Origin of the sequence: Ilumatobacter nonamiensis YM16-303, assembly GCF_000350145.1 — a bacterium.
Taxonomy (GTDB): Bacteria; Actinomycetota; Acidimicrobiia; order Acidimicrobiales; family Ilumatobacteraceae; genus Ilumatobacter_A; species Ilumatobacter_A nonamiensis.
In genome coordinates this window covers 1-23,061 of sequence record NZ_BAOL01000078.1, presented here as the reverse complement: position 1 = coordinate 23,061, position 23,061 = coordinate 1, and the positions used below count along the sequence as shown (strand labels likewise).

General features: G+C 67.0%; 19 protein-coding genes and 1 tRNA gene. 16 read left to right on the top strand and 4 right to left on the bottom strand.

The annotated features are described in order from the left end of the window. Window positions 1-44: 44 nt before the first annotated feature. A tRNA-Leu gene (locus ON45_RS09230) sits at window positions 45-118 on the top strand. A gap of 17 nt (window positions 119-135) precedes the next feature. Here the strand turns inward: ON45_RS09230 and ON45_RS09225 are convergent. Both ON45_RS09225 and ON45_RS09220 read right to left on the bottom strand, forming a co-directional pair. Beyond that, window positions 136-2,592, bottom strand: coding sequence for an ATP-binding protein (locus tag ON45_RS09225; RefSeq protein ID WP_051062793.1), 2,457 nt, complete (start codon window positions 2,590-2,592; stop codon window positions 136-138). A gap of 59 nt (window positions 2,593-2,651) precedes the next feature. Next, window positions 2,652-3,293: a hypothetical protein gene (locus ON45_RS09220; protein ID WP_040493363.1), complete on the bottom strand. Its 642-nt coding sequence runs from the start codon at window positions 3,291-3,293 to the stop codon at window positions 2,652-2,654. An 89-nt stretch (window positions 3,294-3,382) separates the two neighbouring features. On the opposite strand from ON45_RS09220, the gene ON45_RS09215 reads away from it, so the two are divergent. From ON45_RS09215 to ON45_RS23045, 3 genes are all read left to right on the top strand, one after another. Further along, window positions 3,383-4,915, top strand: a complete 1,533-nt coding sequence (locus tag ON45_RS09215; RefSeq protein WP_083914663.1) for a pyridoxal-phosphate dependent enzyme — start codon at window positions 3,383-3,385, stop codon at window positions 4,913-4,915. Window positions 4,916-5,016: 101 nt separating this feature from the next. Next, window positions 5,017-6,204, top strand: a complete 1,188-nt coding sequence (locus ON45_RS09210; RefSeq protein WP_158412309.1) for a PLP-dependent lyase/thiolase — start codon at window positions 5,017-5,019, stop codon at window positions 6,202-6,204. A gap of 66 nt (window positions 6,205-6,270) precedes the next feature. Then, a complete protein-coding gene (locus ON45_RS23045) occupies window positions 6,271-8,691 on the top strand; it encodes a TolB family protein (protein WP_040493361.1) in 2,421 nt (806 codons plus the stop codon). 23 nt (window positions 8,692-8,714) lie between these two features. Here the strand turns inward: ON45_RS23045 and ON45_RS09200 are convergent, their stop codons facing one another. Further along, window positions 8,715-9,896 carry a COG1470 family protein gene (locus ON45_RS09200; RefSeq protein ID WP_040493360.1) on the bottom strand — a complete coding sequence of 394 codons (1,182 nt, stop codon included), beginning with the start codon at window positions 9,894-9,896 and terminating at the stop codon, window positions 8,715-8,717. Window positions 9,897-9,940: 44 nt separating this feature from the next. On the opposite strand from ON45_RS09200, the gene ON45_RS09195 reads away from it, so the two are divergent. Then, window positions 9,941-10,561 (top strand): ATP-dependent Clp protease proteolytic subunit, encoded by a 621-nt coding sequence (locus tag ON45_RS09195; protein WP_040493359.1) that lies wholly within the window; start codon window positions 9,941-9,943, stop codon window positions 10,559-10,561. Between the two features lie 8 nt (window positions 10,562-10,569). On the opposite strand, the gene ON45_RS09190 is transcribed toward ON45_RS09195, so the two are convergent. Next, window positions 10,570-10,965: a hypothetical protein gene (locus tag ON45_RS09190; protein ID WP_148288601.1), complete on the bottom strand. Its 396-nt coding sequence runs from the start codon at window positions 10,963-10,965 to the stop codon at window positions 10,570-10,572. Between the two features lie 368 nt (window positions 10,966-11,333). Here ON45_RS09190 and ON45_RS09185 point away from each other — a divergent pair, with 368 nt between their 5' ends. From ON45_RS09185 to ON45_RS09135, 11 genes are all read left to right on the top strand, one after another. Further along, the gene (locus ON45_RS09185; RefSeq protein ID WP_040493357.1) at window positions 11,334-12,860 is read left to right on the top strand and encodes a YifB family Mg chelatase-like AAA ATPase; all 1,527 of its coding nucleotides are present in this window, start codon (window positions 11,334-11,336) and stop codon (window positions 12,858-12,860) included. Beyond that, entirely contained in the window at window positions 12,860-13,990 is a 1,131-nt protein-coding gene (gene dprA / locus ON45_RS21330; protein ID WP_051062792.1) for a DNA-processing protein DprA, read from the top strand. Before ON45_RS09185 ends, dprA begins: the two co-directional genes overlap by 1 nt. Before the next feature lie 53 nt (window positions 13,991-14,043). Further along, on the top strand, window positions 14,044-14,922 hold the full coding sequence (locus ON45_RS09175) for a tyrosine-type recombinase/integrase (protein ID WP_040493373.1): 879 nt from the start codon (window positions 14,044-14,046) through the stop codon (window positions 14,920-14,922). A gap of 63 nt (window positions 14,923-14,985) precedes the next feature. Then, window positions 14,986-15,531 carry a murein hydrolase activator EnvC family protein gene (locus tag ON45_RS09170; protein ID WP_040493356.1) on the top strand — a complete coding sequence of 182 codons (546 nt, stop codon included), beginning with the start codon at window positions 14,986-14,988 and terminating at the stop codon, window positions 15,529-15,531. A 113-nt stretch (window positions 15,532-15,644) separates the two neighbouring features. Next, window positions 15,645-16,661 carry a 30S ribosomal protein S2 gene (gene rpsB, locus ON45_RS09165; RefSeq protein ID WP_040493355.1) on the top strand — a complete coding sequence of 339 codons (1,017 nt, stop codon included), beginning with the start codon at window positions 15,645-15,647 and terminating at the stop codon, window positions 16,659-16,661. A 6-nt stretch (window positions 16,662-16,667) separates the two neighbouring features. Next, window positions 16,668-17,456, top strand: a complete 789-nt coding sequence (gene tsf, locus ON45_RS09160) for a translation elongation factor Ts (RefSeq protein WP_040493354.1) — start codon at window positions 16,668-16,670, stop codon at window positions 17,454-17,456. Between the two features lie 99 nt (window positions 17,457-17,555). Further along, window positions 17,556-18,290, top strand: a complete 735-nt coding sequence (gene pyrH, locus ON45_RS09155; protein WP_040493353.1) for a UMP kinase — start codon at window positions 17,556-17,558, stop codon at window positions 18,288-18,290. Window positions 18,291-18,310: 20 nt separating this feature from the next. Then, entirely contained in the window at window positions 18,311-18,868 is a 558-nt protein-coding gene (gene frr / locus ON45_RS09150) for a ribosome recycling factor (RefSeq protein ID WP_040493352.1), read from the top strand. A 33-nt stretch (window positions 18,869-18,901) separates the two neighbouring features. Then, window positions 18,902-20,452, top strand: coding sequence for a phosphatidate cytidylyltransferase (locus tag ON45_RS09145; protein WP_040493351.1), 1,551 nt, complete (start codon window positions 18,902-18,904; stop codon window positions 20,450-20,452). A gap of 33 nt (window positions 20,453-20,485) precedes the next feature. Then, a complete protein-coding gene (gene dxr, locus ON45_RS09140) occupies window positions 20,486-21,640 on the top strand; it encodes a 1-deoxy-D-xylulose-5-phosphate reductoisomerase (RefSeq protein WP_040493350.1) in 1,155 nt (384 codons plus the stop codon). Then, window positions 21,637-22,956, top strand: coding sequence for a M50 family metallopeptidase (locus ON45_RS09135; RefSeq protein ID WP_040493349.1), 1,320 nt, complete (start codon window positions 21,637-21,639; stop codon window positions 22,954-22,956). Before dxr ends, ON45_RS09135 begins: the two co-directional genes overlap by 4 nt. Window positions 22,957-23,061: the final 105 nt, after the last annotated feature.

Genomic DNA, 23,061 nt, shown 5'->3' with positions numbered 1-23,061 from the left:
TCGTCGCCGAGGATTCGCCCGCGGGTGACGTACCCTGACGGCGCGCCGACGTAGCCCAATTGGCAGAGGCACGGCCTTTAGGTGGCCGTCAGTGTGGGTTCGAGTCCCACCGTCGGCACAGGCGTCCCGGTCGCGTCAGGTGACCGGAATCCACGTGAGCGACAGCTGGACGACCTTCACGTCGTTTCCTTCCAAGCCCACCGAGATCACGGCGGTGTCCTCCGCGGCTTCATTCCATTTTCTGCTGATCTCGGACACGTCGTCGGCGAGTTCGGCCTCGAGCTCTTCGAGCTCGGCCAGCAGCCGATCGAGCTTGTTCTCGGCCTCGTCGACACGTCGGCTGGCGGCACTCGACATGCCCCGCCGACGGGCCGCGGTGCCCGCCTCGCCGAGCAACCCGCCCAGCAATCCGCCGGACGACTTCTTCCCACCGAGGAGCCCCCCGAGCACCGATCCGGCGGTCGACAGCAACTCGGAGTTCCGTTTGCTGGTCGACTGCGCCTCGAGGACGTCGATGCGATCCTCCTGGGCAGCGGCCCGGTCTCGGATCTTGTTCGCCTTCGACTCGTACTTGTCGCGCAGCTCGGCGATCTCCTCATCGGCGCGCGACTCCGCTTCCTGACGGCATCGGACCCGGAACGCCTCGATGTCCTCGCCCGGGCGGCCATACAGCTTCAGCTCGGTGTTCGCGCCGATCTCCAGCTCGGATGTCCGGACGAGTTCGTCGCGAATGGCCTTGTCGAGCGACGTCCAGTACGTCTTGTTCACGAGCTTGGCATCGCTCAGGCGGTACACCGACGCCGTCTCCGTCGCTGGTGCGTCGGTACGGAGGTCGCGGTCGTCGTAGTCGACCTTCGTCATCAGCGAGGCGTCGATCTGCTCGCCGAGCGGGAACACGACGCACTCGAACTCGTCGTCGTGGACGAGGTCGGCCTTCGTCTCGTCGTAGCGCAGTTGCACCCGCGCAACGGCGGCCGCCGCGAGTTTCGTGCCGCGAGGATCGCCACCGACCTCGGCGAGCCAGGGTGCGGCCACGTCCGCCCAACGCACGGCGGTCCCGTCGGCCACGTCGGGCATCACGGCGCTCTCGTCATCGGCCACGACCGGTGGGGCCGGTGGTGTTCCGGGCACGGGAGTCGGCTGATTCACGAGCCCACTGCTCGGGTCGGGTGCCGACTCGGTCGCAGCAGTCGTGCGGTCCTCGTCCATCAGTTCCGCGATCTGGTCACGGGTCATCGGGCCGCGGAGGTAGGACATCGCCCAGCGCGTCGTGAACACCTCCGGCTGGTCCGTGCCGACGCGGCGGAGGACGAACTCGCGTTTGCCGAGGCCGGAGATCGTGTCGCCGATCGCACCGACATCGACACCGCCTGCTGCCGAGCTCATGCCGTCGAGCAGCCGTGCCTTGTCTTGATCGGTCTGCAAACGTCCGATCATCCACGTGCCTGCGTTCGAGATCGCCTTGTAGTCGATGTCGACCGGGTTCTGTGTGGACAGCACGACACCGACGCCGAATGCGCGCGCCTGCTTCATCAGCAGCATGATCGGCTTCTTCGTCGGAGGGTTCGCGGTGGGCGGGAGGTACCCGGCGACCTCGTCCATGTAGACCATCGCGCGGAGATCGGTCGTGCCGGACTGCCGACGCATCCAGGTGACGACCTTCGACAGGATGAGCGACGTGACGAACTGGCGCTCGTCGTCGGACAGATGGGCGGTGGTGACGATCGCGCAGCGGGGTTGCCCATCCGGCGTGAACAGCATCGAGTCGATGTCGATCGGCGGTCCGGTCGCCCACGCCGCGAACGATGGTGACGCGAGCAATCCGTTGAGTTGCATCGCGAGCTTCATCCGATCCGATTCTGGGAAGAACTGGTCGAGTTCGAACACGCCGAGCTTGCGGATCGGGGGAGTGGCGACCATTCCGACCAGCGTCATCAGGTCGAGTGCTCGTCCCTCGGACCACGAATGATGGATGAGATTCGAGAGCAGGATGTGCTCGCGGCTCGACAGCGGGTCTGCCTCGATGCCCACGAGGCCGAGGAGGCCGGTGACGTAGCCCTCGATCTCGTCGCCGACGATCTCGGCGTCGGACATGTCGGCGGGAACCTGGAGTGAGCCGACGATGTTGAGCGGAATCCCGGACTCCGAGCCCGGCGTGTAGATCGAGAAGTCGGTCCCGGCGCGCAGCTCGCCGATGTCGCGACCGGCGAGGCCCCAGCCCGCCAAACCCTTCGTCCACAGCGCTGCCTGGTCCGCGGCGAACACGTCAGGCGTCGCCTCGGCATTCTTCGCCTGGGCTTCGTCGATCCACGGACGGAAGTCGCTCGGAGCGAGGTCGGGGAACGTGAGGCAGAGGTTCGTCAGGTCGCCCTTCGGGTCGATCGCGATGACGGGCAGACCAGCGCGCAACGCTTCCTCGATCGCGATCACCCCGAGACCCGTCTTGCCGGAACCGGTCATGCCGACGATCACCCCGTGGGTCGTCAGGTCACCGGTGTCCACCGTGAGGTGATCCGTCGAATCGGCTCCGCCCGGACCGGTGCGCTCGTGCGTGGCGGGGTCGATCGATCCACCGAGGAACAGCTCTGCCATCCCGCCGACAGTACCCAAGCAGCTCCGTCGGGTCCGGAACGCCGAATGGGTACTCGTGGTCAGGCGCGGGCGGGAGCGGCGTCCCAGTTGGCGCGGAGAGTGCCGCTCATGCGATCGGCGGCCCTGATCTGGGCGATGATGCCGGTGATCGCCGCGGCGAACCAGGCGACGTACCAGTACCAGTCGTCGTTGAGTTCCTCGGTGACGCTGGCCGAGCGCGTGATCTGATCCGAGTCGAGTGCGCCGGTAAGGAGCATGATCCCGCCGACGATCGCACTGGCGCCGGCCGCGGCGCTGAGCAGGACCAGGAGCACCATCGGGAGGTCGGCGGCGATCGCGATGAACGCGAGCACGGCGCCGAGCGCAAGGCCGGACAGCACGATCAACCAGGACCATGTGACACCCAGAGCAACGAGCGCGCTCGCACCGAGCGTGAACCCGATCCAGCCCATCGCGATGGCGATCGACACCGCGTAGTACAGGTAGGCGAGCAAGGCGAACACAACCGCAAGCACGATGGCCAGGGTCCATGACAGAGCGTTGGACAGAAAGCCTCCGTCGTCGGCCCCGATGCTCCCGCCCAGGGCGAAGCCGGCCAGCGCACCCCAGAACGCGATCACGATCCGCATCGCGATGAACCCCTGGTAGCAGAACACCACCCCGACGATGATGGCCAAGAGACCAGCTGCCCAATCGCTCATGCCGTCAACCTACTTCCGGTGTCGAGGATCGGCCGACGTCGTGCCTGATGATGGTGGTGGAGTGCAGCGCCACTTGACAGAATGTTCAGGTGACCGCCATCGATGCACCATCCGACACCAACTCGGCCGCCCTCGAGAACCAGTTCGGATTGGCCGATCGAATCGTCGACGAGGTCGCTCTGGCGAACAGCGTGCGACGATTCGCCGAGCAGGGGATCACCTTGCCCACCTTCGGCCAGCTCGCGGATCCGACGACCTTCGACCACGCCGAGCGTGTCGGCGACGCCGACCCCCAGGGCCCCGACGCCCGCAACCTGTGGAGGGTCCATTGGTACAACGACCTGAGCGGGAACCGGGTGCAGGTGCCCGACCACGTCGTTCTCCCACCAGAGCTCACCGGAGTTCCATCGCCGATCATCGTGGTCTTCGGCGACCGATTCCCGATGATCACGGCGCACAAGGTGCTCGCGGCCTATTCGTGCCTCGCTCCCCGAATCGTCACCGGACAGTTCGATCCGACCGTGCACCGCGCCGTGTGGCCCTCGACCGGCAACTACGCGCGCGGTGGGATCGCGATCAGCAAGATCATGGCGAGTCGCGGAGTGGCGATTCTTCCCGAAGGAATGAGCCAGGAGCGTTTCGACTGGCTCGACACGTGGTGCGCGAATCCGGAGGAAGACGTGATCAAGACGTTCGGCACCGAGTCGAACGTCAAGGAGATCTACGACGCGTGCAACGAACTCGCGAAGGATCCCGGCAACTTCATCCTCAATCAGTTCTCCGAGTTCGGGAACCATCTCGGCCACTACACCGTCACCGGACGGGCGCTCGGCCACGTGTTCGAACAGGTCCGCGCCGACTCCGGTCGGGACCTGCGACTTGCCGCGTTCACCAGCGCGACAGGTTCGGCCGGGACGATCGCGGCGGGTGACCGGCTCAAGGAGGAGTACGGCGCGAAGACGGTTGCAGTGGAAGCGCTCGAATGCCCGACGATGCTCGAGAACGGCTACGGCGAGCACAACATCCAGGGCATCGGCGACAAGCACATCCCGCTGATCCACAACGTCACGAACACCGATGTCGTCGTCGCGATCTCCGACAAGGCGACCGACGAACTCGACCTCGTGTTCAACTCCGAGGCCGGCCGTGCCCATCTGGCGAAGAAGGGGGTTCCGGAGGGGATCGTCGCCCAACTCGAACACTTCGGGTTCTCCGCGATCTGCAACACCCTGGCCGCGATCAAGACGGCCAAGATGCTCGACCTCGGGCCCGACGACGCCCTCATCACGGTGGCGACTGATGGTGCCGCGCTGTACCCGAGCGAGCGGGCGAAGCTCCTGTCGACCCGATTCGGTGGCGAGTTCACCCCGGCCGATGCAGCCGAGGCGTACGGCGAGCACCTCGCGAACGTCGACACCGACAACATGATCGACTGCACCGAAGCCGACCGGCGACGGATCTTCAACCTCGGCTACTACACCTGGGTCGAGCAGCAGGGAACACCGTTCGAGCTGTTCGAGGCTCGTCGTCACCAGGACTTCTGGAGCGGCTTGCGACGCTACGTCGGCGTGTGGGACGACATGATCGACGACTTCAACGGGCGCGTCGTCGCCGAGCGCTGACCGTGGCGATCGAACACGCCGTCATGGGTTGGCGGTGCCGCGTCTGTGGAACTCGTGTTCCGATCACCGATCCGCGTCCCTGGAGATGCCCGCGTTCGACCTTGACCGACCGCCACCACGTGCTCCAGGCCGATGTCGCCACGGAACGGCCCGCTCCGGCGATGAACGTCGCTGGTCATCCGTTCGTCGAGAACGACTCGCGCCTGGCGTGGGCGGCGACGGCCTCGGCACTCGGGATGACCGACGATGCCCGGCAGGCGTTGGTCCGTGAACTGGACGACGCGGTGCGATCGGTCGACGGGACGGGGTTCGTGGTCACGCCGTTCACGCGGTGCCCGGTCGTCTCGGACGAGCTGGGATTCTCCGCCGATGGTGGCGTGTGGGTGAAGGATGAAACCGGTGGGGTCGGGGGCAGCCAGAAAGCGCGACACCTGTTCACGATCTTGTTGCACCTGCGGGCGATGGAGCTGCTGGGTCACCTCCCCGAACGACCTCGACTCGCGATCGCGTCGTGTGGGAATGCGGCGCTGGCCGCGGCGACGCTGGCGCGCGCTGCGCGGTGGCCGATCGACGTCTTCGTGCCGACGTGGATGAGCGACGGCTTCGGTGACCGTCTGGATTCGTTGGGTGCGACGATCCACCGTTGTCCCCGGCGCGACGACGACCCGCCCGGTGATCCCGCGATGCTGCGCTTTCGTGAGGCCGTGGCGGGTGGTTCCGTCCCCTTCACCGTGCAGGGCCCCGAGAATGCACTGTGTCTCGACGGTGGCCGCACCATCGGCTGGGAAATCGGCGCACAGATGGTCGATCCGGCCGGACCGGGAGCGCTCGACGCCATCTTCGTCCAGGTCGGCGGAGGAGCGCTCGCTGCATGTCTCGGCTCGGCGCTGGGAGAATCGGTCCCGATGTGCGCGGTGCAAGCAGAAGGTTGTGCTCCACTCGACCGGGGCCTGCGTCGCGCGACCGGAGTCGACGATCCGGCGCAGGCGTGGGGCCGGATCATGACGCCGTGGACGGATCCGACGTCGCTCGCCGACGGCATCCTCGACGATGAAACCTACGACTGGCTCGGCGTCCTCGATGCGGTCAACGCATCTGGCGGAAGCTCGATCGTCGCCTCGGAGGCGAACATCGTTGCTGCGCACGAGCTGGCTCGTCGGTCGGGACTCGACGTCAGCCCGACGGGGTCGGCAGGGCTCGCCGGTCTCCTCGAGGTCCAGTCCGCCCCGACGCCCGGATTCGATGCATCGTCGAACGTCGCGGTCGTCATGAGCGGCGTGGAGCGCTGACCGGTTCGCCGGCAGATCCCGGGGTTCCGATCCTGCCGAGGCGGGGCGGGGAGTATCGTCGGTGTCATGGTGGAACGGTGGACACGCATCGGTGTGGCGAGCGCGCTCGCGCTCACCGCGGCGATCGCCATCGGCCCGTTCCCCGCGTCCGGCGCGCCGGTGCCATCGCCCCGAGTCGCGATTCCGAACGCGGGTGGTGATCTCGCTCCAGTCGTGTCCGACGACGGCATCGTGACCGCGTTCATCACGAAGGCCGCGAACGGAACGAATGGCGTGACGGTCCACGATCGTGCAGCGTCCATGACCGCGGCCATTTCCGGGTCCGAGGGCGCGACCTCGGTCGGTATCAGCGGCGACGGGTGCACCCTCGCCTGGCCGGCGGCCACGGTCGTGACCCCTCCGACCACCAGTTCGACGACCGTACCCACCACGACTCCGACGACGACGGCGACGACGAGTGCCACGACGGCGCCCACGACCGCGGACCCCACCACCACGGAGGCCGTCACGACGGAGGCTGCCACGACGGAGGCTGCCACGACCAACACGGAGGATGCTCAACCGGCTGGCTTCCGAACGCCAGTGGCCCAAGCACAAGTGCAGACGTGGCGGGTCGTCGTCGCCGACCGCTGCGGCGGTGGCGACCCCATCGAGATCGCGTCGGATCTGGCGTTCGGCCCGCTCGGTCGGCCCGCTCTGTCGCAGAACGGCGACACGATCGTCGTCAGCAGCGGTGTCGAAGTGCTGCGTTTCGATCGATCCGGGGACAGCTACACGCAGAGCGCGATCGCGGCACCTGTCCCGACGGCTCGTTTCGGGTCGATCGTCGACGTATCCGACGACGGGTCGGTCGTGGTGTTCGCCGCGGGAGCGGACCCGGCGAGTCTCGACTCGTTGTCCGTGTATCGCAGCGATTCGGCCGGAGGTGCGCCCACCGAGGTCAGCAAGTCCGCGCACCACCCGAGCGTGTCCGGCGACGGCACGATCGTCGCGTACGCGATGGTGGCAGCCTCCTCGACCGTTGCGGTGCGATCAGGGTCGACCGCCCCGATCGTCCTCCACAACGGCACCCGTCCGCAGATCAGCGGGGACGGAAATCATGTCGTCTACGAGTCCGGTTCGGAGGTTCGGATCACAACCTGGACGGGCGACGGCACCACGCCGTTCTCGGAGACCGGCACCATCGCCCTGACCGCTCCGACCGCGCCGACAGCGTCGGGTCCGGCGATCGATCGGTTCGGAGCCGTCGTCGCCACCGACAGTGCGTTGGCCGGCGACATCGAGATCTCTGACCTGCCGGCCGACGCTTCGTTCGAAGCCGGGTCGTACGAGGTCGCTCCTCCGTCAGCGGCCGCGCCGCTGACGGCGCAGCTCACGTTCACGAACAACGGTCCGGCGAGTGTGGGCGTCGCATCGATCACCGCATCCGGATCGCTCACGATCATCAGCGAGGATTGCGCGCCGGTCGTCCGACCGGAATCGTCGTGCACCGTCGAGGTCTCCTTCGCCGATTCGGCGAGCGCCCAGACCGGTGGCAGGGTGACCTTGACCCCGATCGGGATCTTCCCGGTGCCGCACACCGTCGACGTTCGAGGGGTCTCGACGACTCCGACAACGACGAACCCGACGCCGACGACGCCGACGACGCCGACGCCGACGCCGACGCCGACGACGCCAACGACGTCGACGACTCCTCCCTACGTACCGCCGAGCAATGGGGGATCGTCGAGCAGTTCGGGTTCGCGTCCTCCGTACTTCCCGCCCTACTACCCGCCGTACTCCCCGTCACCTCCGTACTCCCCGTCTTCCTCGTCCTCATCGTCGTCGTCGTCGCCACCTTCGGCAGCGGGTGTTGCGTTCGAGCCCGCCTCCTACACGTTCACGCTCGCTGATGCAGACGCCGACAGCGGCCAACTGATCACGGTGATGGAGATCGTGAACTCGTCGAGCGATGCGGTGGAGATTCTCGGCGTGCGGCGTGAACCCGTCGAAGCCGTCGCGTTCGAGATCGTGTCCACCACGTGCACCGACGCTCGACTGCAGCCGCAGGGACGATGTCGCGTCACGGTCGGCTACACGATCGGGGCCGACGGTCCGGTGGTGGCCCAGTTGGTTGCCACGCTCGCGAACGGTGCGGAGGTTTCGGCGGCGGTCACCGGCGCCGACATCGACCCACAGCTGACGGTGTGGCCGGTCACCGCCACGACGGGTCAGGTCGTCACGGTGACGGGCAGCGGGTTCCAACCCGGTGTGAGCGTCGAACTGGAATGGGCGGGCAGCGTCCGTGACGTCGAGGTCGACGCTCAGGGGGCCTTCGACGTTCCGGTCGTGGTCCCAGCGACGGCGCGGACCGGGTCGATGATCGCCACCGTCGTCGCAGCCGACGGTCGCCCCGACGACGTCACCACCTCGATGCTGGTCACCTCGGCGACCACGCGTCGAGGACCGGCCGTGCTCGATGGTGTCGGCCCGAACGTCGCCGGTTGAACTGACCCTCCGGGGTGATCGGGTCAGAGATCGTCGACGAAGCCGATGATCGTGGCCGCTGCCTCGCACTCCGAGGTTCCCGGGCCCGGCTCCTCGCAGGTCAGTCGGAGAGCGATCGTGCTCTCGCTGTCGACGCGCAACGGTGCGACGAGGTGGAAGTCGAGATCGCGGAAGTTCGCCATTTCCTGATCGAGCAGCACCTGATCGTCGCGCAGCAACTCGACGCGTCCGACGGCACCGGTCGGGTTCTGGAAGATCACGTCGGTGATCGACAGCACGCGGCCGTTGCCTTCCTTGTCGAAGTCGAACGCCTCCGACGACGTCGTCGCGGCCGTCGCCGTGACATCCATCCGCAGGTCGGTCGGGTTGCCCAGCGGAAGGCGGCTCGCCTCGTCGGCAGCAGCCTGGATCTCATCGACCCGTTCGTCGAGAACCGCCTGCTGTTCCTGATCGAGCTGTTCGGCCTGCTCCTCGGCGATGTCCTCGACCGCGGGTTTGAAGATGACGAACCACGCGAGCAGACCGATCAGCAGTGCTCCGAGCATCCCGGCGAGCGCCGGTGCGGTCCAGGGGCGAAGTCGAGGTCCCTGCTCGTAGATGCCCTCGAGGACGACCTGATCGCCGCCACCGATGACCGTGACCGTGACCGGATGCTCGATCGTGGCGCCATTCCAGAAGAGGTGCTCGGGAACGACCCGCATCGCCACCCGGGTGGAACTGTGGGCCTCGATCGTCACGCTCGATGTGGCGAACTCCGTCGCGACGGTCGAGTCGCTCGTGGCCATCAGGTCGATCGAAACCGGGGCGTTCCCCACGTTGTCGATCGCGATCTTGTGGCGACCCTTGGCGGCGCCGAGCGAACGGACCGGTTGGAGTGTCGCCGTCCACCCGGTGACGCTGGCGACGTCGATCGACGCGGATGCGGTCGTGGTGGATTCGCCTTCCGTCACCTCGACGGTGCAGCTGTGGGTGCCGGCGGTGACTCGCTCGAGCGGGTCGATGATGACCGGCACCTCGAAGTGTTCGCCGGGTTCGAGGCGCACGGATTCCGACGCCAGGCCGATGTGGTCCACGAGGTCACCGGTGCGCTTCAGCGTCACGGTCGTTTCGTCGGATCCCGTGTTCTGCAGGTGGAGTGAGAGCGACGACGTGTCGCCCGGCGTCGCAACGACCTGCTCGGGTTCGAATGAGGCCGTCACCGTCATGGCGCCGAACCGTAGTCCGAAACGGTGACCGGTAGCATGTCGCCATGCCCGAGACGACCTCTGACAATCGGCCCGACACGCTGCCCACTCCGCTCGGATTGGAGGCCGGTTTCGATCCTCGGTCCGCCGTCTTCGACCGACTGCTCAAGAATCGTGTCGTGATGCTCGGATCCGACGTGAACGACGACATCGCGAACCAGATCTGTGCGCAACTGCTGTACCTCGAGGGCGAAGATCCGAACGCCGACATCTGGTTGTACATCAACAGCCCCGGCGGGTCGGTCACGGCCGGCATGGCGATCTACGACACGATGCAATTCGTCGGATGCGACGTCGCCACCGTCTGCTTGGGCCTCGCTGCCTCGATGGGCCAGTTCCTGCTCACGGCCGGGGCCGACGGCAAGCGCTACGTGCTCCCGAACGCTCGCGTCATGATGCACCAGCCGCTCGCGGGTCTGCGCGGCCAGGCGTCCGACATCCAGATCCAGGCCGAACAGCTTCGCTACACGAAGAAGCGCATGGCAGAACTGATCGCGTTCCACTCCGGCAAGGACCTCGAGCAGATCCAGGCCGACTCCGAGCGGGACCGCTGGTTCACCGCGGAGGAGGCCAAGGAATACGGCCTCTGCGACTCGGTGATCTTGCGTCGCGGCGAGATCCTCTGAGCCGCTGATCAGCCGTTCTGCGCGACGATCGTGGCCACCGGCCCGATGTCGACGGCGCAGTTCTCCTGCAACCACACCTTGACCGCCGCCGCCGATTTCTCGGACTGGTACGCCTGAGCGGTCGCGGCCTGCACCGATTCCTCGTCGTCGACGACGACGGTGTTGGCGGTTTCGTAGTTGAGGATCAATTGATCCCAGTCGGCCTCGATCGCCAGCGGCGCGAATGCGCCGATCCTGCGGTACAGGTCGAGCAGCGGCCCGATGTCGCTCGCGGACTCGATCTCGGGAGTGAACAACGCCTCGCTGTTGGCCTCGACCTCACCACAGAAGCGCCCTGCGTCGCCCGCGGAATCGTCTCCGCAGGAGGACATGACGGTGAGCAGCAGGGTCGAAACGACTGACACGGCGAGGGGATGCGTCCGCACCGGACGATCATGCCAGCTGCGTCGGGAGACCGGACGTCACGATGGCCGCTCGACGCGCTTCGACCGGCTGCCCCTGCCGTTCTCGTCGCGTATCTGCCCGCCTCCCGGGTGGAATCGCGACGAGAACGCAGGACGGTCTGGTTGAGCTGCGCGGGCCCGTCGCTTGCATGGTTCTCGTCGCGCATCTGCCCGCCTCCCGGGTCGAAGCGCGACGAGAACGGAGGATTCGGACCGGGAGGGACGAGGTGGGTCACTCTGGGGTACCCCCGGCGTAGAGTGATCGTCGAAGCGTCGTGGGGTCGCTGGTCACCCCTCCTGGATCCATCGCAAGAGATCTTGGAGGCACCATGTTCGCAGCCATCCCGTCAGCGGTCATCCTGGGCGCACGCGGTCACCCGGTCACCGTCGAGGTTCACGTCGGCTCCGGTCTGCCGGGCTTTCACGTGGTCGGTCTGCCCGACGAGTCGATCCGTGAGTCGCGGGATCGAGTTCGGGCAGCGGTCATGTCGTCGGAGGCCAAGTGGCCGAACGACAAGATCACGGTCAATCTGGCACCGTCTCAGCAGCGCAAGTCGGGATCCGGCCTCGATCTGGCGATCGCAATCGGCGTGCTGGTCGCGTCGGAGCAGATCCCTCTCGACGCGGTGCACGACATGGCCTTCATCGGCGAACTCGGATTGGACGGGTCGACCCGCGCGGTACCGGGTGTTGCTCCGATGGCGGGTGTGTCGACCGCCGGAGAACTGGTGGTTCCGGTGGCGAACGGGCACGAGGCATGGATCGTCTGTGAGGGACAGGTCCGACCCGTTGCCCACCTGCGGGAATTGATCGCGGTGCTCGGCGAGGAACGAGCGCCGTGGCCCGATCACGATCTGACCGTGGCCGACTCCGATGACGGCCCGCACCCGGATCTGGCCGACGTCGTCGGACAGCCGCTGGCCCGGCGCGCGCTGGAGATCGCTGCGGCAGGTGGCCATCACTGCCTGTTCGTCGGGCCTCCGGGGTCGGGCAAGACGATGCTCGCGGCGCGGTTGCCGGGGCTGCTGCCGGACCTCGACCGTGAGCAGGCACTCGAGGTCACGATGATCCATTCGGCAGCGGGGATTCCGCTGCCGCCCGGCGGCCTGGTGACACACCCGCCCTACCGGTCGCCACACCACACGAGTTCGGAGGCGTCGATCGTCGGTGGAGGGTCGCACAGTCTGCGTCCGGGAGAGATTTCCATCGCGCACTGCGGAATCCTCTTCATGGACGAGCTGCCCGAGTATCACCCGCGTGTGATCGACACCATTCGCCAGCCTCTCGAGGAGGGCGAGGTGCGCGTCAGTCGGGCGGCGCATCACACGACGATCCCGTCGAGATTCCAGCTGGTCGCCGCGATGAACCCGTGTCCCTGCGGTGAGGGCGGCCGCCCCGGCGGGTGTGACTGTGGGGAGGCGCGCGTCGCCCGATACGCGGGACGCGTCTCCGGTCCCTTGCTCGACCGGTTCGACCTACGGGTGCGTGTTCACCGCCCGGACGTCGATGACCTGCTCAGCGGGGAGCGCGGCGAATCGACCGCCGTGGTGGCCGAACGGGTCCGAGCGGCACGGTGGCGAGCAGAGCAGCGCCAGGGTGCGGTGAATGCAGACCTGTCACCGCTCGAATTGGACAGCGTCGCGCCGCTGGCTCCCGACGCGTTGGCGGTACTCCGCTTCGAGATGGACAAGGGACGATTGAGCGGGCGCGGCTACCACCGAATTCGACGCGTGGCGCGCACGATCGCGGACCTCGATGACGACCCACCGGACGTGATCGGGGAAGAGGCGATCACGCTGGCACTCGACATGCGGGCGAGTATCGGACCGCTCCGTGCGGGAACGGTCGCGGCGTGATGGACGCCGAGAACCGGGCGCACCTCGCAGCCCTCGCGGGATTCGATCACATGACCACGTCGAGGCTGGTCGCGCTGCTGTCGGGTCGTGCACCGATCGAGGCGTACGCCATGGCGTCGGGTTGCGCGGCTCCATCTGCTCCGGTGGCCGGCATCTTTCGCCGTTCGAAGGACCTCGGTGCGCGGTGGAAGGCGTCGGCCGCCGCGATCGACCCCGGTGCGATGGAGGCGCGGTGCGCCGACCTCGGTGTCCGGGTGCTGGTTCCCGAGGACGCGGAGTGGCCGCCGCAGCTGATGTGCGATCCGCGCCGCCCGGCCGTGTTGTTCGCGCAGGGCGACCCGGACGTGCTCGACGGTCGGCGGGTCGGGATCGTCGGCACGCGCAACCCCACGCGGCGTGGTGCGCAGAGCGCCGCCCGGTTCGGCAGCGAGCTCGCGACCGCAGGCGTGCGTGTCGTGTCGGGCCTGGCACTCGGAGTCGATGGCGCCGCACACCGCGGGGCGCTTGCCGCCGACGGTGCTCCGCCGATCGCCGTCGTCGCCAATGGCCACGACCAGCCGTACCCGCGCCAGCATCGTTCGCTCTGGATGCAGGTCGCAGAAGCGGGTGTCGTCCTCTCCGAGTGGCCGCCCGGTACCCGCCCGGAGCCATTCCGCTTTCCGCAGCGCAATCGAATCCTGGCGGCGCTGTCCGAACTGGTGGTCGTGGTCGAGAGCCGAGAGCGGGGAGGGAGCCTGATCACCGCTCGCGAGGCCGCCGAGCGCGGCGTCGACGTGTTCGCCGTACCCGGGCCGATCGACCAGCGATCATCTGTCGGCACCAATCGACTGCTCGAGGACGGAGCGACACCCGTCGCCTCGACCGACACGCTGCTGGTCGCGCTCGGCCTCGACCATCGGCGCGCCGGTCGTCGGCGGTTCGACGCTCGGGCACTACCGCGCGGCGACGAGGCGGTGGTCATGGATCTGTGCCGGTCGGAACCGCAGAGCGTCGAGTCGGTGGCCATCGCGCTCGATTGGGAGCTCGCTCACGCCGCGATGGCGCTCGCCCGCCTCGAACGCAGTGGTTGGCTCGGCGAGTCCGGCGGATGGTTCGAAGAGGTGGACGAGTACGCGGAGCTGGCCGAATGATCCTCATCGCTTCATCCCCGGTCCGGAGGTCCGCCACCCGTACCATCGTCGAGATGGAGGGATGGTCGATCGACGAATTCGCCGATTCGTTGACCTCGTTGTCCGCCAACACGGTTTCCTCCTACTCATCCGACATGCGCGGCTTCGCGGAATGGTGTGAGCGGAGCGACGTGATCGATCCCGACGCTGTCGATCGACGGACGATCCGGCGCTATCTGGCGTATTTGACCACCCGAAAGTTCGCTCGGCGCACGATGGCGCGCAAGACCGCCACGCTGCGCCGTTATTACGGTTGGAGGATCGCGCACGGCCGAACCACGGTGGATCCCACGGTCGGCGTGTCCGTTCCGGCAGGGGAGGGGCGCCTTCCTCGCGTCCTCGACCGCGGTGAGTTGGACGGATTGCTCGACACCGTCGCCGAGAACGGCGAGCCCGAACCGGAATGGCGCCGACACCGCGACGACGCCGTGCTCGAGGTGCTCTACGGATCAGGGCTCAGGGTGAGCGAGCTCTGCTCCCTCACGACCCGTGCCCTGTCGCTCGACCAGCAGGCGGCGACGGTGTGGGGAAAGGGCTCGAAAGAACGTCGGGTGCCGCTGAGCGAACCGGCGGTCGTCGCGTTGCGTACGTGGCTGGGAACCCGAACGGACGTCGTCGGTCCCGAGCACGGTGACATCCTCTTCGCGAACGAGCGTGGCAAGCCGCTCACGCCCCGCGACGTTCGCCGGATCATCGATCGTCGATCGCCCGTGCCGACGCATCCGCACGCGCTGCGGCACAGTTTCGCGACTCACCTGCTCGACGGTGGGGCCGACCTGCGGGCGGTGCAGGAACTCCTGGGGCACTCCGACGTGGCCACCACCCAGCGCTACACCCACGTCAGCCGCGAGCGATTGTCGGCCGCGTACCGCGACGCCCATCCGCGCGCTTGACCCGCCGCGCCTCTCTCGACGCTCCTGGCGTCCGCCGACACCACCACTTCGTTCGGAGGAAGCATGTTGCGTCGCGTCCTGTTCATCATCATCGTCGGCGTCGCCGGGTCACTGGTCGCCGGGTCGTCGGCGCAGGCCCGACCGTGCTGGCGGCCACCCGTCGATGGAGTGGTCGCCGACCCGTTCCGGGAACCACCGTGTCCGTACTGCGCCGGGAACCGGGGCATCGAGTATCGGATCGGCGGACGGACGAGCGTGTCCGCGGTCGAGTCCGGAACCGTCACGTGGTCCGGCGAGATCGCCGGGACCCGTTACGTCGTTGTGCGTCACGCCAACGGATGGCGCGCGACGTACGGCCGACTGAGCGCCGCTGGTCCCGGCACCGGTGACGTCGTGCTCGCCGGCACGACCATCGGGAGCGCCACGACGAGCTTCTACTTCGGGCTGCGCGAAGGCGACCGCTACATCGACCCGATGCCGTATCTCGGCCGGCTCGTCGGGCGCCCTCGCCTCGTACCCACCGATGGCACCGCCCCACGCCCTGCGCCGCCGGCTCGGTGGAGCTGTGAATCGACGCGTCCCTTCGCGAGTCGGGTCCCCGCCCGATAGCGTGTTCGGTCGGCGTGCCGACCGGTACGTCGATCAACTCACTGCCGTTTCGGTCAACAGCGGTCGCCCACGGGCGCCGACCGGGGCGGACAACCGCAACAAGGAGTACGGACATGGCTGTCATCAGCATGCGTCAGATGTTGGAGGCCGGAGCACACTTCGGTCACCAGACCCGCCGGTGGAACCCGAAGATGAAGCGTTTCATCTTCGGAGAGCGCAACGGCATCTACATCATCGATCTGCAGCAGACGCTGCCCCGAGTCGAGCAGGCCTACGGATATGTCCGTGACCTCGTCGCCGGAGGCGGAACGATCCTCTTCGTCGGCACCAAGAAGCAGGCTCAGGACCCCGTCAAGAGCTACGCCGACAAGTGCGGCATGCCGTACGTGAACGAGCGTTGGCTCGGCGGAATGCTCACGAACTTCGAGACGATCTCCAAGCGCGTCTCCAAGATGCTCGAGTACGAGCGCATGGTCGCCTCCGGCGAGACCGACGTCATGATCAAGAAGGAGGCCCTGCTCCTCAACCGCGAGCTCACGAAGCTGCAGAAGAACCTCGGCGGCCTCCGCGACCTGAAGAAGGCTCCCGACGCGATCTTCGTGCTCGACACCCTCAAGGAGCACATCGCGGTCACCGAAGCGAAGAAGCTCGGCATTCCCGTCGTCGCCGTGGTCGACACCAACGTCAACCCCGAGATCGTCGACTACCCGATCCCGGGCAACGACGACGCCATCCGCGCCAACAGTCTCTTCGCACGCGTCATCGCCGATGCCGTGGCCGAGGGCCGGTTCATCGCCCAGAAGCGCAACCCGGCCCCCGAGCCCGCCGTCGAGAAGTCGCCCGAAGAAGTCGCTGCGTTCGAGACCGCGCAGAAGGCCGCTCGCGACGCCGCCGCTCAGGCTCAGGCCGACCGCGACGCCCGCTTGAACGCCGCCAAGGATCAGTCGGCTGCCGCCTCGGACGCCGATCGCACGCCCGAATCCGTCCCGACCGAGAGCACCGGCGCCGCCGAGAACACCGAGCAGCCGACGACCGAGCCGGTTCCGGAGACCCCCGCGTCGACCGACGACAGCCTCGAATCGGCCACGGCCGACTCCACCCCTGACACCCCCAGCGACACGAAAGACTGAACATCGATGGCATTCACTGCACAAGACGTCAAGGCGCTTCGCGACTCCTCCGGCGCCGGCATGATGGACTGCAAGAAGGCACTCCAGGAGAACGACGGCGACATCGAGGCAGCCAAGACCTGGCTCCGGGAAAAGGGCCTCGCGGCCAGCGCCAAGCGCGAAGATCGTGACGCCAACCAGGGTGTCGTCGCTCTGCATCTCGACGGCAACGTCGGCGCCATCGTCGAGCTGAAGAGCGAAACCGACTTCGTTGCCGGGTCCGATCAGTTCAAGGACGAGGCACAGGCCCTCGCCGAGATCGTCGCCGCCAAGGGCGTCGACGCGGTCGCCGACCGTTCGAGCGAGCTCGAGGAGCTGAAGGTCACCCTCAAGGAGAACATCGGTCTCGGTGGCGTCCGGCGCATCGAGGCCGCCGAGGGCAATGACCTCGGTCACTACCAGCACAACCAGGGTGGCCGTGGCGTCAACGCGGTGCTCGTCGAGATCGAGGGCGGCTCGGCCGAGCTCGCTCACGACATCGCCGTGCACATCGCCTTCGCACGACCGCAGTACCTGGCCCGCACCGACGTCCCCGAGGACGTGCTCGACGCCGAGCGCGAGACGCTCCGCCAGATCACGATCAACGAGGGCAAGCCCGAACAGGCGATCGACAAGATCGTCGAAGGCCGCATCGGAGGGTTCTTCAAGGACGTCGCATTGCTCGATCAGCCCTATGCCAAGGACGACAAGCAGTCGGTCAGCCAGTTCATCGGCTCGGCCACGATCGTCGGATTCGCTCAGGTCGAGATCGGCTGATCTCGGCAGAATCCCGGTCGAGATTTCCGGCCCCGGTGACCGTCAGGTACGGTCACCGGGGCCGTTTCGCGTCCCGGCACGGTCGATACGGAGGAACGCATGACCGACAATCCACGTCCGAGCTTCAAACGGATCGTCTTCAAGCCATCCGGGGAGGCACTGGCTGGTGATTCCGGTTCGGGTCTGGACGGAGCGACGCTCGATGCCACGGCGGCCGAGATCATCAACCTCCGTCAGAACCTCGGTGTCGACGTCGCGGTGGTGGTCGGCGGCGGCAACTTCTGGCGGGGTCGACAGGGGTCGCTCACCGGGATGGACGCGACACAGTCCGACCACATCGGCATGCTCGGAACCGTCATGAACGCGCTCGCGCTCCAGGACGCGTTGGAGCGCCAGGGTCAGGAAACCCGCGTGCAGTCGGCGATCGAGATGCCACGGATCGCCGAGGCGTACATCCGGCGTCGGGCCGTTCGCCATCTGGAGAAGGGCCGTGTGGTGATCTTCGCCGCCGGTACCGGGAACCCGTTCTTCACCACCGACACCGCGGCGGCGCTGCGTGCTGCCGAGATCGAGGCCGATGCGCTGATCAAGGGAACGCATTCAGGAGTCGACGGGATCTACAGCGCCGATCCCCGCACTGAGTCGAACGCGACCAAGTACGACGAGGTGTCGTACATGGAGGTGATGACCAAGGACCTGCGCGTGATGGATTCCACCGCCATCGCGTTCTGCCGTGAGAACGGGATTCCGATCATCGTTTTCGACATGTCCAAGTCGGGATCGTTGGAGAGCATCGTGCAAGGAGGCCCGGAGGGCACCCTCGTACGGGAGTAGATAGCCGCTACTGTGGCGGCGTGATCGAAGACACACTGCTCGAGACGATGGAGAAGATGGAGAAGGCGGTGGAGCACACGCGTTCGCAGTTCGCGACCGTACGTACCGGCCGGGCGACGCCGTCCCTCGTCGACCGCATCACGATCGAGTACTACGGGGCGCAGGTGCCACTGCAGCAGTTGGCCTCGATCTCGGTCCCCGAGGCTCGGCAGTTGTTGATCAAGCCCCACGACCGCAACTCGCTGGAAGCGATCGAGAAGGCGATCCGAGAGAGTGACCTCGGCGTCAACCCGAACAACGATGGCATCTCGATCCGGATCTCGCTCCCGCAGTTGACCGAGGATCGCCGCCGGGAATACGTCAAGGTGGCCAGGAACATGGCCGAGGACGGCCGGATCTCGCTGCGCAGCATGCGCCGCGACGCACGCAAGGCGATGGAGTCCGAGGAGAAGGACGGAGAGGTCTCCGAAGACGATCTGGAACGCGCGGAGAAGGAGCTCGACAAGGCCACGACCGGCTACGTCGATCTCATCGACGAGGCCCTGAGCCGGAAAGAACAGGAACTGCTCGAGGTCTGATCGACATCGAGCGGAACCGGGAGGAACCTGAACATGAGTGATGACATCTGGCGTGGCGACGACGAATCCGATCCGAGCACGGGTGGACGCCGTCCAGGCCGTTTCGAAGCGTCGATGGACGAGTTCGACGAAGAGGAGTTCGGAGGGCCGCTGTTCGGCGACGATCCCGGCCCGGCACAACCAGGCCCGGGTGTGACCGGGGAGAACACCGGCTTGAGCTTCGCCGACGATGCCACCGGTCCGCTCCCGCATTGGAGCGAGCCGGCAACCGGACAGATCCCCAAGATCGATGCGGTCGAAGCCGAATCCGACGACTCCGACGACCTCGACGTGTGGTCGACCTTCACATCCGACTCACCCGTCTGGAAAGAGGGCGACTCGGTCGATGAGCCTTCCGGCACCCTCACCGGCGCGGCGCCCGTACCCGAAGCGCCCGTGCCCGACGCGGTCGTGCCGGAGGATCCGACCGGTGAGCTGCGCTGGGAGGACGATGCGCTCGAGCCGGCGCTTCCGCCAGAACCCGCCGCGGTCGACGAGGGCCTGGGTGCGACCACGACCAACGATGCCGTCGTCGCCGATCTCCCACCGCGCGAACCCCCGCGCATCACCATCGGAACCGACCCGTCCGGCATGCCGCGCCGCCCCAACCCGGCGCGTCGCGGATCCACGCCCCAGCGGCCCCCGAACTCGGGCGCGACCGTGGGGACATCCGACAATCGGAACCTTCCGGTCGCGATCGGCACCGGTGTGGCACTCGCGGCGGTCTTCATCGCGCTGATCCGCTTCGTGGGTCCCCTCGGCGCCCTGCTCTTCGTCACCGTGCTGTTGACCATCGCCGGGGTCGAGTACTTCGGCAAGGTCACCGAGAAGGGCTACCGGCCGGCAGTGGCCCCGGGAGTCACGGCGATCGCTGCCGCCCCACTCGCCGCGTACTGGGTCGGCGATCAGGGCATCGTGATGGTCGTCGCGTTCGCGTTCATCGCCGGTGCGCTCGGTTTCATCGGAGCGTCGTCGATCGAGTCCGGACCGATGCCGAACATGGCGATCACCACCCTCGGTGTCGTGTGGATCGGCGTGCTCGGTGCGTATGCCGGCATGCTGCTCGACTTCTCGAACATCTCGACCGGTTTCTACGAGGACGGAGCCCCATGGGGCACCGACACGCTCGTGATCCTGGCGATCGGGGTCGTGGCGAACGATGTCGGCGCCTACTTCCTCGGATCTGCGTTCGGGAAGACGCCGTTGCGGGCATGGATCAGTCCGGCCAAGTCGGTCGAGGGCTTCCTCGGCGGAACGGTGCTCACCATGCTGGCCATGGTCGTGATCGCTTCGCAAGACTTCTTCGACACCTGGACCCAGATGAGCGACCTGCTGTTCCTCGGCCTGGTCATCTCGATTCTCGCCCCGCTCGGGGATCTCACCGAGTCGATGTTCAAGCGCAACCTCGACGTCAAGGACTTCGGTGCGATCGTGACCGGACACGGTGGCGTACTCGACCGGTTCGACGGGTTCCTGTTCACACTTCCCGGCGTGTACTACCTCTTCCTGGTGCTGACGCCGTACGCCGAGTTCTCTCCGAGCTGACGCTGCGACGAGAGTCGAAATGACGATGTCGACATGACGGTCCGAGTTGCGATCGCCGGTTCGACAGGCTCGATCGGTACCCAGACCATCGAGGTGATCCGAGCCGAGAACGAGCGCGAACCGGGTTCGTACGTGGTCACTGCACTCAGCGCGGGCTCGTCCGTCGACGTGGTGCTCGCACAGATCGAGGAGCTGGGCCCCGAGGTCGTCGCAATGGCCGACGAGGCCTCACGGCAGGAGGTTGCGGCACAGGCACCGGGAGTGACGCTGGTGCACGACGCGTCCGACCTGGTCGAGGTCGCCGACGTGGTGGTCAACGGGGTGGTCGGTTTCGCGGGGCTCGCGGTGACCGTCGAGACACTGCGGGCCGGCAAGCGGCTGGCGCTGGCGAACAAGGAGAGCCTGATCGCGGCGGGACCGGTCGTGCAGCCCCTGCGGTCCACACCCGGTGCCGAACTCGTCCCGGTGGACAGCGAGCACTGCGCGCTGCACCAGTGTCTGCGCTCGTCGGCGGCACCCGAACGCGAGGTCGCTCGGCTGCTGCTCACCGCGAGCGGGGGACCGTTCCGCGGCCGATCCGCCGACGACCTCGCCGAGGTCACCGTCGAGTCCGCGCTCGAACATCCGACGTGGGCCATGGGACCGAAGATCACGGTCGATTCGAGCACGTTGATGAACAAGGGACTCGAGGTGATCGAGGCCCACGAACTGTACGGAACGTCGTACGACGACATCGATGTGGTCGTCCATCCGCAGTCCGTGGTGCACTCGATGGTCGAGTTCAGCGACGGATCGACGATCGCCCAACTGTCGATGCCGACGATGCACCTGCCGATCGGGTACGCCCTCGGATATCCCGACCGGATCGCGACGCCGTTCGGACGGATCGACTGGGAGACGCTCGGATCGCTGGATTTCGAGCCGCCCGACCGCGCGACGTTCCGGTGCCTCGACCTCGCCTACGACGCCGGACGGGCCGGCGGGACCGCACCCGCGTGGTTGAGTGCAGCAAACGAGGTTGCGGTCGAAGCTTTCCTTTCGGGAAAGGTTCGATGGAATGCCATTGCTGACGTCTGCGTTGACGTATTGGAGCGCCATGATGGTGTGAACCCCACGAGCGTGGACGACGTGATCGAAGCCGATCAGGTCGCCCGACGCATCGCCCACGAGATCGTCGACCAACCATGACCAACCAACTCGAACACCTCCCACCGCCCGATCCGCAGACGCGCGCGGACCGATTCCGCAGTGAGATCGTCGCGGGTGGGTCCGCCGAGGAAGCATCCGATGACGAGCTCGCCGGCGGATGGAAGGGCGCGCTGGCCATGGCCGGCATCGCCGCGTTGTTCGTGTGGCTCTACACGCTCAGCGTGTGGTGGTTCATCTTCGTCGTCGGCCTGGTGATCTCGATCTTCCTGCATGAGGCCGGGCACTTCCTCACCGCCAAGTGGACCGGCATGAAGGTCACCCAGTTCTTCATGTTCATGGGTCCGCGCCTGTGGAGTTTCCGTCGCGGTGAGACCGAATACGGCGTCCGGCTGCTCCCCGTCGGAGCGTTCGTGCGGATCATCGGGATGCACCGCATCGACACCGATGTCGCTCCCGAGGACGAGGGCCGCACGTATCGCCAGAAGAGCTATCCGCGGCGACTGCTGGTGATCTCGGCCGGCTCGATCATGCACATGCTGATCGCCGTCGCGCTGCTGTTCGTCGTGTACGTCGGCCAAGGCGAACGGACCGACGAGGTCGTTCCCGAGGTGTACGTCGCCCAGGCGATCGACGGTCTACCGGCGGAACAGGCGGGGATCCAGGATGACGATCGGATCCTGTCGATCGGCGGCATCGCGTTGACCGATTCGGCCGATCTGGGCGCGGTGGTGCGCTCGTTCGAGCCGGGACAGACCGTCGACTTCGTGGTCGAGCGTGACGGCGTCGAGCAGGTCGTGCCCGTCGGCCTCGGCAGTCGAACCGACGTGCCCGAGGACGACGAACTGTTCGGCACGGCATACATCGGAGTCGCTCCGTACAGCCCGCTCATCTACGAGGAGCACGGCGTGTTCGCGGCCGCCGGCAACGCGGTCACCGACATCGTTCCTGTCGCGTGGGAGTCGGTCCAGGGCGTGTTCAAGGCGCTCAATCCGGTCAACGTGATCTCGCACCTCGACGGGTCGAACGAGGACCTCACGACCCGTCCGGTGACGCTCGTCGGGGTCACGGCGGTGTCCGACGACGTCGGCGACACCGAGGGGATCTACGGGGTGCTCTGGCTGCTGGCGGTGCTCAACGTGTTCGTCGGCGTGTTCAACATGTTCCCCCTGCTCCCGCTCGACGGCGGACACGCGGCGGTCGCGACGTACGAGCGGGTCCGAGAGGCGATGCGTGGCGGCCGAGAGCGCTACTTCGCCGATGTCGAGCGCCTGATGCCGCTTGCGATGGGCGTGGTCGCCTTCTTGTTCTTCTTCATGTTCGCCGGCCTGTATCTGGACATCACCAAACCCCTCTGATCCCGCCCGCCCACCCGGAGCGCTCCAACGCTCGCTGCGCTCGCCGTCGCTTTCGGAGCCTGTGGCCGGCAGCGTTACACGACGGGTCTGACCCGTTACGTAACG